Genomic DNA, 12,309 nt, shown 5'->3' with positions numbered 1-12,309 from the left:
GGAAAGCAGGCACAAGGATATTAAAATAAAGGGGAAATAGTTATGCGTTTTGTAGATATAATACACAAAAAAAGATACAAAGAAGAACTAACTGACGAAGAAATTCAATTTTTCATAGACGGGGTTGTAGATGGATCTATTCCTGATTATCAAGTCAGCTCACTATTAATGGCTATAGTACTAAATGGTATGAACGATAGAGAAACTTCATATCTTGCCAAGGCTATGATGCACAGCGGCGATGTTTTAGATTTATCTTCTATAGAAGGCATCAAGGCAGACAAACATTCAACAGGTGGAGTAGGCGACAAAACATCTATGGCTCTAGGACCAATGGTGGCAGCATGTGGACTAAAGGTCGCTAAAATGTCAGGACGCGGTCTAGGTCATACTGGGGGGACTTTGGATAAATTAGAATCTATAGAGGGTTTCAATTGTTTCTTAACTGAGGAACAGTTCAAAAAACAAGTTCAAGAAATAGGAATTTCCATAATAGGACAAACAGGAGACTTAGTTCCAGCTGATAAGAAGCTATACGCATTAAGAGATGTCACAGGAACAGTTGAATCAATTCCACTAATAGCATCTTCAATAATGTCCAAAAAATTGGCATGTGGCTCAGACACTATTTTACTAGATGTAAAATACGGAGAAGGTGCATTTATGCACACTATAGACGATGCAAAAAAACTTGCCAAAGCTATGATATCTATAGGAAATAGCCTAGGTAGAAATACTATGGCGATGATAACAGATATGAACCAACCTCTAGGAAACACTATAGGAAATGCACTAGAAATAAGAGAAGCTATAGATACTTTAAAGGGACATGGACCAAGAGATTTCACAGAGCTTTGCATGCAGGCAGCAGAAATTATGCTTATGCAGGGCAAGGTTGCAAATGACAAAGAGGAAGCAAGAGCAATGCTAGAAGAAGCTATATCTTCAGGAAAGGCATTTGAAAAATTCAAGCAAATGGTAAAAGCTCAAGGTGGAAACGTAGCAATGATAGATGATCCATCACTGCTCCCACAATCAAAATACAAAACAGAGATAAAAAGCAAGCAATCAGGCAACGTAAAAGTGCTTCACTCTGAAAAATTAGGAGTATTGGCTATGCAGCTTGGAGCAGGTAGAGCAACTAAGGATGAAGATGTAAACCATGCTGTAGGATTGGAGCTTAGTTGTAAGCGTGGAAATAAGGTAAATGTAGGCGATATTATATGTTACGTTTATCATGATGAGGACTTGAAGCAAGAATGGATAGATGAGTTATATGATGCTTTTGAATTTACTGATGAAGATGTTGAAAACAGACCACTTATAGAAAAAATATTATCTTAAAAAGATTACAAAATTTATAACATAAAAAGGCGAACTCGAAAGCTCGTCTTTTTTTTGTTATAAATTAGAATAAAATTCTTTTATGGTATTAAAAATATTATTGTAAAAATCTTGATGATAATTTTCATCTATATGTAAATCATCAGATGTGAATTTCAAATAACCTTCTTCATCTACAAGTCCATCAGTAGTATCGATTATTTTTATATTCTGTTTATCTGCGCAAAAATTCTCGATTTCCTGATTATATTTTTTTACTGCATTATTTCTAAATATTACTTCTGACTCATTTTCATAGAAGTTTCTACCAACTGGAAATACCTTTTGGATAAAAATTTGTTTTCCTGAATATTTCTTACATATATTATTTATAAGTTTTTTAGCGTCAGGAATATTCTCTTGAGTTAAAATACCATTTGTGCCGATTAAAAGAACGACCGCTTCTACATCCTTGGGCATATTTTTAACCCTATCAATCCAGTATCCAGGTGTAGTTCCACCTAGAGCGCAAACATAAGCATTGTCGTTGTTTGATTTTATAGTGTCGTATAGTCTTTCTGTAAAGGAATCTCCTATAAATAAAAAGTTGTTTAAATTAGTTAACAAGCCTATTTCCCTCCTTTAAATTCTAAGATATATAAATAATATATCATTTTAAACTTAAATCGAATAACAAAAAGGATTTTGTTAAAACTTATTTTGAATTTTTGTAATTTTATACTATCAAAGAGGGTATAATTAAGAAGTGAAAGTATTGAATTATCGAATGAATTAATAAAATAAGGAGATTAAAAATGAAAGTAACACAAGAAGGAAATACTGTAATACTAGAAGATGTAAAAAACTTCAATCCAAAGCACATATTTGAATGCGGACAATGCTTCAGATGGATCAAGCAAGACGACGGTTCATACACTGGTGTGGCTATGGGTAAGGTCATAAATGTAAAACAAGAAGGCGACAAAATATATCTAGATAATACTAATAAGGAAGATTTTGAAAATATATGGTATGATTATTTTGATTTGGGCAATGATTATGAAGAGATAATAAATAAATTAAAGGTAATGGATGAATATTTAGATAAGGCTACAGAGTTCGGTGAAGGTATCAGAATACTAAAACAAGACGGCTGGGAAATGCTTATCTCATTTATAATATCTTCAAATAACAGAATACCTATGATACAAAGAGCGATAAACAATTTATCTAAAAATTTCGGTACACATATAGGCGAGTACAGAGGGCAAGATTACTACGCATTTCCAACTCCTGAACAGTTAAACAAGGCTTCTCAAGAGGAAATAAGAGCCTGTTCAACAGGATTTAGAGATAAATACATAAAGTCAACTACTCAAACTGTAAACGACGAAAACATAAATGTACTAGATTATAGAAATTTATCTACAGAAGAATGTCTAAAACAATTGCGTGAATTCAACGGTGTAGGTCCAAAGGTAGGGGACTGTATAGCATTATTTGGTATGCAAAAATACGATACATTCCCTGTCGATGTTTGGGTCAAGAGAGTTATGCAAGAATTCTACGTTGATGAAGATTTGAGCTTGACTAAAATTAGAAAATTTGGCATAGAAAAATTCGGTGAATTATCAGGCTTTGCACAACAATATTTATTTTATTATGCGAGAGAATTAGGCATAGGAAGATAAATTTAAAAGGTAAGAAAAATAATTAAAAAAAATTGAAAAAAAATCCAATAATGTATTGAAAAATTTAAATAAATGGTATATTATAATAATTGTTAGCACTCCTAATGATAGAGTGATAACAAATTAGAAAGTAAAAATTTAAAATTCTATATAAAAAAACTTTTTATATTAATAGGAGGAATGGGAAATGAAAATAAGACCATTAGCAGACAGAGTTGTAATTAAAAGAATTGAAGCTGAAGAAAAAACTGCAAGCGGTATAGTTTTACCAAGTGCAGCTAAAGAACAACCACAAGCAGCTGAAGTTATAGAAGTAGGACCAGGTGGTATGGTAGACGGAAACGAAGTAAAAATGGAAGTTAAAGTTGGAGACAAAGTTATATTCTCTAAATACGCTGGAACTGAAATAAAAGTAGACGGAGAAGAATACATAATATTAAGACAAAGCGATATATTAGCAGTAGTAGAATTATAATATTATTTAGGAGGATGATTTAAGATGCCAAAAGAAATTAAATTTGCAGAAGATGCTAGAAAGAGTATAGAAGCAGGAGTAAATAAATTAGCAGATACAGTTAAAGTTACATTAGGGCCAAAAGGTAGAAACGTTATACTTGACAAAATGTATGGTGTTCCACTAATAACTAACGACGGTGTAACTATAGCTAAAGAAATAGAATTAGAAGATAGATTTGAAAATATGGGTGCTCAACTTGTTAAACAAGTTGCTACTAAAACTAACGATGTAGCTGGTGACGGTACTACTACAGCAACAGTTTTAGCTCAAGCAATAATAAGAGAAGGACTTAAAAACGTAACAGCAGGAGCTAACCCAATATTAATAAGAAAAGGTATAACTAAAGCAGTAGATGTTGCAGTTGAAGAATTAAAAAATCAATCTAGAACAATTGAAACTGACGAAGCTATAGCACAAGTTGGTGCAGTATCTTCAGGAGATGAACAAATAGGTAAATTAATAGCTGAAGCTATGAAGGTAGTTGGTAGAGACGGTGTTATAACTGTTGAAGAATCTAAAACTATGAAAACTGAATTAGACACTGTTGAAGGTATGCAATTTGACAGAGGATTTATATCTGCTTACATGGTAACAGATGTAGACAAAATGGAAGCTGTTTTAAATGATCCATTCATATTAATAACAGACAAAAAAATATCTAACATCCAAGAAATACTTCCATTACTTGAACAATTAGTTAAAACTGGTAAGAAATTATTAATAATAGCTGAAGATGTTGATGGTGAAGCATTATCTACATTAGTAGTTAATAAATTAAGAGGAACATTCGATGTTGTTGCTGTTAAAGCTCCAGGATTTGGTGATAGAAGAAAAGAAATGCTAGAAGATATAGCAATACTTACTGGTGGTACAGTAATATCTTCAGAAGTTGGTTATGAATTAAAAGAAGCTGACTTAAGTATGTTAGGTAGAGCTGGTTCAGTAAAAGTAACTAAAGATAGCACTACAATAGTAGATGGAGCTGGAGATAAAGCTAACATACAAAACAGAATTCAACAAATAAGAAACGTAGCAGAAGCAACTTCTTCTGATTTCGATAGAGAAAAATTAATGGAAAGATTAGCTAAATTAGCTGGTGGAGTTGCAGTAGTTAAAGTTGGTGCAGCTACAGAAGTTGAAATGAAAGAAAAGAAATTAAGAATAGAAGATGCTTTAAATGCAACTAAGGCTGCTGTTGAAGAAGGTATAGTAGCTGGTGGTGGTACTGCACTTGTAAGTGTTATACCAGCAGTAGACAAATTAATAGCTGAATTAGACGGAGAAGAAGCTATAGGTGCTAAAATAATCAGAAAAGCATTAGAAGAACCACTAAAACAAATAGCAGTAAATGCTGGTCTTGAAGGTGCTGTAATAGTACAAAAAGTTATAGATTCAGATCCAGAAGTAGGATTTGATGCATACAAAGAAGAATATGTAAACATGATAGATGCTGGTATAGTAGACCCAACTAAGGTAACTAGAAGTGCTTTACAAAACTCTTCATCTATAGCAAGTGTATTCTTAACTACTGAAGCAGCAGTAGGTGAAATCCCTGAAAAAGAAGATCCAGCTGCAGCAGCAGGCGGAATGCCAATGATGTAATCTAATTATATAGATTAAAATAAATTCGACTCGAAATTAAAACGCTATTTCTCGATAATATTGTGATTATTGAGGAGTAGCGTTTTTTAATAAAATATTTTTTAAAATCTCAAAAAAATGTTAAAATGTCTATGATGATATATGTCTAAGCAGAATAGATATATAAATAATAGAAAAGGAGATAAAAATTAATTAATGAAGATAAGTAAAAAAATAATTTCAGTATTACTAGTATTGACACTCACAATACCTATGCTCGCAGGTTGTGCAAAAACAGCAAAGGAGCAATCTGAGAATACTGAGGAAAACAAAAAAATCGTAGCAGAAGCAAAGGAAAAATTAAAGGAAGTAGAAGAGGATAAAGACAGTACAGGTGTTGTAACAGACGGAGAAGGATGGACTCTATGGGATGAAGACGGAAAACTAACTAGTGGAGGTAGAGATGCTACTGGCAAAAATGGAGTCGTAGCAACTGCTAAATACGAGGCATCACAAGCAGGACTTGAGGTATTAGAAGCAGGCGGGAATGCGATAGATGCAGCTGTGGCAGTAGCATTTGCATTATCTGTAGTAGAACCAAATGGCTCAGGAATAGGCGGTGGTGGTTCTATGATTATAAGAACTGCACAAGGAGAAAATGTATTTATAGCATTTAGAGGAGATGCTCCAGCGGCGGCTGACCCTTATATGTGGGTTGTATCAAATGGGAAGGTAGCCAACAAAGAAGAGCGACAAGGTGGAAAGGCGATATCAATTCCAGGAGAAGTGGCAGGACTTTTATATGCCTTTGATAAATATGGTTCTAAGAATGTGACCTTAGAAGAAGTTATGGCACCGGCTATTAATTTAGCACAAAACGGATTTTATGTAACACCTACACTTTACCACGATATTGTAGCAGCAGATGAGAAGATGTCTAGATTTGATGAGTTTTACAAATTTCTTAGAAAAGACGATGGAGAGCTTTATCAAGTAGGTGACCTATGGAAAAACAAAGATCTAGCAGACACACTTAGAATAATCGCAAAGGAAGGTAGAGACGGCTTCTATAAAGGTGAGGTAGCAGAAAAAATAGTTGAAATGTCAAATAAATACGGAGGAATTCTTACTCTAGATGATCTAGCTAACTACGAGCCGAATGTATCTACACCAGTAGAAGGTACATATAGAGGATATAAAATACTTTCATCTCAAGCAGGAGGAACAAGTATAATAGAAGCTTTAAACATATTAGAAAACTTCGATATGAGCAAATATGATATAGATTCAGCGGAGAGAATACATCTATTATCTGAAGCTATGAAAATATCATACGCAGATAGAGAAGAATACATGGCGGATCCATTTAATCAAGACGTTCCTATAAAGGGATTGACTAGTAAGAAATACGCTAAAAAATTGGCTGAACAAATAAACATGGATTATTCACAAAATTATTCAAGTGGAGATGCAGTTGACTATGAGCATGAGGATACAACACATTTTTCTGTAGCTGACAAAGACGGAAACATGGTAGCGATAACTCAAACTGTAAACCTAGAATTTGGTTCAGGTGTCGTAGTAGATGGATATGGATTTGTGCTTAATGATGCTATGGCAGACTTTTCACCAGATCCTAATTCAAAAAACTGTGTAAGAGCAGGTAGCGAACCACTTAGCTCAATGAGTCCAACTGTAATATTAAATGAAGACGATACGCCATTTTTAGTTATAGGGACTCCAGGAGGCTCTAGAATAGTATGCTTATTGACTCAAGTAATAAGTAACGTAATAGATTACAATTTACCTATACAAGAGGCGATAAATTATCCTAGAATATACGATAAGACAGATGAAGGATTGGTATTTGAAAATACTGTAGATACTGATTTAATTTCACCTCTAGTATCTAAGGGACATCCAGTAAGTGTTTACAAGGATGAACCAAAGCATTTTGGATCAGTACAGGCAGTCATGTATAAGGAAGATGGCACTATGGAAGGTGGAGCCGATGAGAGAAGAGATGGAAAGGCTTTAGGATATTAAAATTAAATATTTATATAATCGATAACTCTATATTAAAAAAGTATTTGTTTTATTCAAATTTTTTTAATATAGAGTTATAATTTATAAATGAAGAAATTTGAAAGGGGCACTAAATCAATGGATGTAAGACAATTACTAGAATCAGTCAAAAATGATGAAATAGATATAGATACAGCAGTAGAGAAGCTTAAGGATTTACCATATGAAGACCTTGGCTATGCAAATATAGACCATCACAGAGAGCTTAGAAATGGATTTCCAGAAGTCATTTACTGTGAAGGAAAAACAGACGAACATATAATAGGAATAGTTGATGTTTTGCTAAAAAAACAAAGCAACGTATTAGGTACAAGATGCAGAAAAGAAACAGCAGAAAAATTAAAGCAAATATACGATAATGTAGAATATGATGAGTTATCAAGAGTATTGATGATAAAAAATCATGAAATAAAAAAGGTAGGAAAGGGAACAATAGCTATACTTGCAGCTGGAACATCTGATATAGCTGTAGCTGACGAAGCATATTACACAGCAAAATTTTTAGGAAATGATGTAGAGAGAATTTACGATGTAGGTGTAGCAGGGATACATAGATTGTTAAATAAGAGACACCTTATAGAACAAGCTAGGGTAATAGTAGCTGTGGCAGGAATGGAAGGTGCACTACCAAGTGTTGTCGGAGGAATGGTAGATGTACCAGTAATAGCAGTTCCGACTTCAGTTGGATATGGCACAAGCTTTAACGGTATTACTGCACTTTTGGCGATGTTAAATAGCTGTGCATCAGGAATATCAGTAGTTAACATAGACAATGGATTCGGTGCAGGGTATTTAGCAGCAACTATAAATAAATTAGACTAATTTGGAGGATTATATGAAGGAAGAGAAGATATTATATTTTGATATAATAATCGGGATATCAGGAGATATGACTTTATCGACTTTATTAAATTTAGGTGTTCCAAAGGAAATATTTTTAGAAGAATTAAGCAAACTAAATTTAAACGATGAATTTGAAATAGAAATAAACGACAAATTTGAAAATGGCATCAAAGGAACAAATGTAAATGTAATAACAAAAGAAAACCACGTGCATAGAAATTTAATTGATATATATGATATAATAGAACATAGTTCTTTAAATGACGACATAAAAGAAAATGCAAAGAAAATATTCATGGAGGTAGCAAAAGCCGAAGCTAAGGTACACGGTACAACTATCGACAAGATACATTTCCATGAGGTGGGAGCTATAGACTCTATCGTAGACATAGTGGGCTCTTGTATATTGATAGATTTACTATGTGTAGATAAAATATACGCAACTAAGATTCCTCTAGGCTCAGGATTTGTCAAATGCGCTCATGGAGTTATTCCAGTGCCAGCACCGGCAGTAGCAGAGATACTAAAGGATGTTCCAGTTAAGTTCAACAACGTAACAGGAGAATGCACAACTCCAACAGGAGCTGCAATTATAAAAACTATGTGTGACGAGTTTGTCGACGAAATAGAATTTGAGACAAAACAAATAGGCTATGGAATCGGATACAAAAAATTCGAAGCACCAAATATTCTTAGAACCTTTATAGGTGTAAAAAAAAACAAAATCTAGTATGTGAAATTATCGCAAATATAGATGATATGTCCTCAGAGATGTATTCTTATCTATATGAGAAGGCTTTATCAGAAGGAGCACTAGATATATATACAGAGAGTATTTTCATGAAAAAGAATAGACCTGCTTATAAGGTAACTATTATATGTAATGAAGAGGATATAGATAAATTTACCGAACTATTATTATCTGAGACCTCTACATTTGGTGTTAGATATCAAAAGCTCAATAGAGCTACATTATATAGAAGATTTTCTAAAATAACTACTAAATACGGCGATATACAAATAAAGCTAGGATACTTAAATGGAAAATTAATTAAAGTAACACCAGAGTATGAAGATTGTAAAATAATAGCAAAAAAGGAAAAAATACCATTAAATCAAATTTTTAACGAAATAAATTCTATTATAAACGAAAAATTTTTCTAAACTCATTGACAATGTTCATGATTTTTGATAAATTAATATTCAATTCAAATAGAATAAAATTATAATAAATCACTCGTATATGCTCAGTAATATGGTCTGAGAGTTTCTACCTAGATACCGTAAATATCTGGACTATGAGTGGAATTATTATATCTTGCGACATCTTAAGTAAATTTACCGGCTGATATTAGATCCCAGTAAGTTGGCTACATCATGGTGTTAGAAGCCTGTATAGTAATTTCACTTTTGCAAAAATGATGGAAGTTACTATAGAGGCTTTTTTATTAATAAATATTAAAAATAATTTATATACAAAATCATAATATTTAAATATTTTAAACATAACTAATATAATAATTAAATGAAAGGGGTAATGCAAAATGGCAACTATCGTAAAAGAAGGTTTAACTTTTGATGACGTATTATTAATACCACAAAAATCAGAAATTTTACCATCACAAATCAACACAAAAACTAAATTAACAAAAGATATCGAATTAAATATTCCACTAATGAGTGCAAGTATGGACACAGTAACAGAATCTAAAATGGCTATATCAATGGCTAGACAAGGTGGAATAGGTATAATTCATAAAAACATGTCAATCGAAAAACAAGCTTCAGAAGTAGATAGAGTTAAAAGAAGTGAAAGTGGATTAATCGTAGATCCATTCTCTTTATCAAAAGGTCACACAATTCAAGATGCAGATAACATAATGGCAAAATACAAAATATCAGGTGTTCCAATAGTAGATGAAAACAATATATTAATAGGTATAATCACAAACAGAGATATCAAGTTCGAAACAGATATGTCTAGACTTATAGAAGAAGCTATGACACCAAAAGAACGTCTAGTAACTGCTAAAGAAGGTGTTACTTTAGAAGAAGCAAAAGAAATATTAGGAAAACATAGAATCGAAAAATTACCTATAGTAGATGATGAAGGTCATTTAAAAGGATTAATAACTATAAAAGATATAGAAAAGAAAATACAATATCCAAATTCAGCAAAAGACAAGAGAGGTAGACTTCTTTGTGGTGCTGGTGTAGGTATAACAAATGACTTATTAGAAAGAGTAGATGCTCTTTACAAAGCAAAAGTTGATATAATAGTATTAGATAGTGCTCATGGACATACAACAAACGTAATAAATGCCCTTAAAAAAGTAAAAGCTGCTTATCCAGATCTTCCAGTTATAGCAGGTAACGTTGCAACAGCTGCAGGATGCGAAGATTTAATCAAAGCTGGTGCAGATTGTGTTAAAATAGGTATGGGACCTGGTTCTATATGTACAACAAGAGTAGTTGCTGGTATAGGTGTTCCTCAAATAACAGCTATAATGGATTGCTATGAAGTAGCTAAAAAATACGATATACCAATAATAGCAGACGGTGGAATCCAATATTCTGGAGATATAGTAAAAGCTTTAGCAGCAGGTGCTAATGTTTGTATGATGGGATCAATGTTTGCAGGAACTGAAGAAAGTCCAGGAGAAATAGTTCTATATAGAGGTAGATCTTACAAGACTTACAGAGGTATGGGATCTATAGCAGCTATGGAAGATGGTTCAAAAGATAGATACTTCCAAGAAGGACAAAAGAAATTAGTTCCAGAAGGTGTAGAAGGTATGGTTGCTTACAAAGGTAAAGCAGAAGATATAGTATTCCAAATGATAGGCGGAATCAAATCAGGTATGGGATACTGTGGAGCTAATACTATCGAACAATTACAAGCAAATGCAGAGTTTGTAAAAATAACTGCAGCTTCTTTAAAAGAAAGTCATCCTCATGACATAAGAATAACAAAAGAAGCACCAAATTATAGTGTACAAGGAGAAATGATGTAATGAAACATGAATTAGTTCTTGTTATAGACTTCGGAGGTCAATACAATCAATTAATCGCTAGAAGAGTTAGAGAAAATAATGTATATTGCGAAATTATGTCTTACAAAACAGACATAGAAGAAATCAAAGCTAAAAATCCAAAAGGTATAATATTTACTGGAGGACCAAATAGCGCATATTTAGAAGATTCTCCAAAAATGGCAAGAGATATATATGAAGCAGGAATTCCAATACTTGGAATATGCTATGGTCTTCAAACAATGTGCCATACTTTAGGTGGAAACGTAAGAAAAGGTACAGCAGCTGAAAAAGAATACGGAAAAACTGCTATAACTTACAAAGAATCAAAATTATTTGAAGGAATGACAACTAACACAGTATGGATGAGTCATACAGACAGAGTTGATGTTATACCAGAAGGATTTGAAATAGTTGCTTATACTGATGATTGTCCAGTTGCAGCTGTTCAAAACGTAGAAAAGAAATTATATGGAGTTCAATTCCATCCAGAAGTAGAACATTCACAAGAAGGATACATGATAATCAAAAACTTCTTATATAATATTTGTGGAGTAAGTGGAGACTGGACTACAGATTCATTCATAAACGACAAGGTTGCAGAATTAAAAGCAACTATAGGAGACAAAAAAGTTCTTTGCGCATTAAGTGGTGGAGTTGATTCATCTGTTGCAGCAGTTTTAGTTCACAAAGCTATAGGTGACAACTTAACTTGCGTATTCGTTGACCACGGTCTTCTTAGAAAAAATGAAGGTGACGATGTAGAAAGAATATTCAGAGATACTTTCGATATGAACCTAATAAGAGTTAACGCTGAAGATAGATTCTTAGGTAAATTAAAAGGTGTAACTGAACCAGAAGCAAAGAGAAAAATAATAGGTGAAGAATTCATAAGAGTATTTGAAGAAGAATCAAATAAACTTGGTAAAATGGACTTCTTAGTTCAAGGTACAATCTACCCTGATATAGTAGAAAGTGGACTTGGCGGAGAATCTGCAACTATAAAATCTCACCACAATGTAGGTGGACTACCTGAAGATATAGCTTTCGAAATAGTTGAACCATTAAAAGAATTATTCAAAGACGAAGTTAGAAAAATAGGTCTAGAATTAGGAATAGAAGAAAAATTAATATTCAGACATCCATTCCCAGGACCAGGTCTTGGAATAAGAGTTATCGGTGAAGTTACAAAAGAAAAATGTGATATATTAAGAGAAGCCGATGCTATATACATGGA

The 12,309-nt window shown here is 32.9% G+C and carries 11 protein-coding genes and 1 riboswitch; of the genes, 10 read left to right on the top strand and 1 reads right to left on the bottom strand.

The features are described from left to right. The first annotated feature begins 42 nt into the window (after nt 1-42). On the top strand, nt 43-1,344 hold the full coding sequence (locus MR593_RS07385) for a pyrimidine-nucleoside phosphorylase (protein WP_290691464.1): 1,302 nt from the start codon (nt 43-45) through the stop codon (nt 1,342-1,344). A 57-nt stretch (nt 1,345-1,401) separates the two neighbouring features. On the opposite strand, the gene MR593_RS07380 is transcribed toward MR593_RS07385, so the two are convergent. After that, nucleotides 1,402-1,950 (bottom strand): SGNH/GDSL hydrolase family protein, encoded by a 549-nt coding sequence (locus MR593_RS07380; RefSeq protein ID WP_290691462.1) that lies wholly within the window; start codon nt 1,948-1,950, stop codon nt 1,402-1,404. Between the two features lie 188 nt (nt 1,951-2,138). Here MR593_RS07380 and MR593_RS07375 point away from each other — a divergent pair, with 188 nt between their 5' ends. From MR593_RS07375 to guaA, 9 genes are all read left to right on the top strand, one after another. Next, the gene (locus MR593_RS07375) at nt 2,139-3,014 is read left to right on the top strand and encodes a DNA-3-methyladenine glycosylase family protein (protein ID WP_290691458.1); all 876 of its coding nucleotides are present in this window, start codon (nt 2,139-2,141) and stop codon (nt 3,012-3,014) included. 187 nt (nt 3,015-3,201) lie between these two features. Next, nucleotides 3,202-3,489 (top strand): co-chaperone GroES, encoded by a 288-nt coding sequence (gene groES, locus MR593_RS07370; RefSeq protein WP_290691455.1) that lies wholly within the window; start codon nt 3,202-3,204, stop codon nt 3,487-3,489. 24 nt (nt 3,490-3,513) lie between these two features. Further along, nucleotides 3,514-5,133 (top strand): chaperonin GroEL, encoded by a 1,620-nt coding sequence (groL, locus tag MR593_RS07365; RefSeq protein ID WP_290691452.1) that lies wholly within the window; start codon nt 3,514-3,516, stop codon nt 5,131-5,133. Between the two features lie 195 nt (nt 5,134-5,328). Next, complete coding sequence (gene ggt, locus MR593_RS07360; RefSeq protein WP_290691449.1) at nt 5,329-7,158, top strand: gamma-glutamyltransferase; 1,830 nt, start codon at nt 5,329-5,331, stop codon at nt 7,156-7,158. Between the two features lie 117 nt (nt 7,159-7,275). Then, nucleotides 7,276-8,019: a nickel pincer cofactor biosynthesis protein LarB gene (larB, locus tag MR593_RS07355; RefSeq protein WP_290691446.1), complete on the top strand. Its 744-nt coding sequence runs from the start codon at nt 7,276-7,278 to the stop codon at nt 8,017-8,019. 13 nt (nt 8,020-8,032) lie between these two features. Next, a complete protein-coding gene (gene larC, locus MR593_RS07350) occupies nt 8,033-8,770 on the top strand; it encodes a nickel pincer cofactor biosynthesis protein LarC (RefSeq protein ID WP_290691443.1) in 738 nt (245 codons plus the stop codon). Nucleotides 8,771-8,799: 29 nt separating this feature from the next. Then, entirely contained in the window at nt 8,800-9,204 is a 405-nt protein-coding gene (gene larC, locus MR593_RS07345; protein ID WP_290691440.1) for a nickel insertion protein, read from the top strand. A 53-nt stretch (nt 9,205-9,257) separates the two neighbouring features. Further along, nucleotides 9,258-9,359, top strand: a riboswitch (purine riboswitch). Nucleotides 9,360-9,584: 225 nt separating this feature from the next. Further along, entirely contained in the window at nt 9,585-11,054 is a 1,470-nt protein-coding gene (gene guaB / locus MR593_RS07340) for an IMP dehydrogenase (RefSeq protein WP_290691437.1), read from the top strand. Next, nucleotides 11,054-12,309, top strand: a 1,256-nt coding sequence (gene guaA, locus MR593_RS07335) for a glutamine-hydrolyzing GMP synthase (protein ID WP_290691434.1), incomplete at its 3' end; no start/stop codon positions are given. The genes guaB and guaA, both read left to right, overlap by 1 nt.

Source organism: Intestinibacter sp. (assembly GCF_022780145.1).
Taxonomy (GTDB): domain Bacteria; phylum Bacillota; class Clostridia; order Peptostreptococcales; family Peptostreptococcaceae; genus Intestinibacter.
This window is presented reverse-complemented; position numbering and strand designations above follow the sequence as displayed.

Excerpts from the sequence above, each read along its gene's own strand:
- MR593_RS07385 (WP_290691464.1), top strand. The coding sequence starts at position 43 with ATGCGTTTTGTAGATATAATACACAAAAAAAGATACAAAGAAGAACTA.
- MR593_RS07375 (WP_290691458.1), top strand. The coding sequence starts at position 2,139 with ATGAAAGTAACACAAGAAGGAAATACTGTAATACTAGAAGATGTAAAA.
- groES (WP_290691455.1), top strand. The coding sequence starts at position 3,202 with ATGAAAATAAGACCATTAGCAGACAGAGTTGTAATTAAAAGAATTGAA.
- groL (WP_290691452.1), top strand. The coding sequence starts at position 3,514 with ATGCCAAAAGAAATTAAATTTGCAGAAGATGCTAGAAAGAGTATAGAA.
- ggt (WP_290691449.1), top strand. The coding sequence starts at position 5,329 with ATGAAGATAAGTAAAAAAATAATTTCAGTATTACTAGTATTGACACTC.
- larB (WP_290691446.1), top strand. The coding sequence starts at position 7,276 with ATGGATGTAAGACAATTACTAGAATCAGTCAAAAATGATGAAATAGAT.
- larC (WP_290691443.1), top strand. The coding sequence starts at position 8,033 with ATGAAGGAAGAGAAGATATTATATTTTGATATAATAATCGGGATATCA.
- larC (WP_290691440.1), top strand. The coding sequence starts at position 8,800 with ATGTCCTCAGAGATGTATTCTTATCTATATGAGAAGGCTTTATCAGAA.
- guaB (WP_290691437.1), top strand. The coding sequence starts at position 9,585 with ATGGCAACTATCGTAAAAGAAGGTTTAACTTTTGATGACGTATTATTA.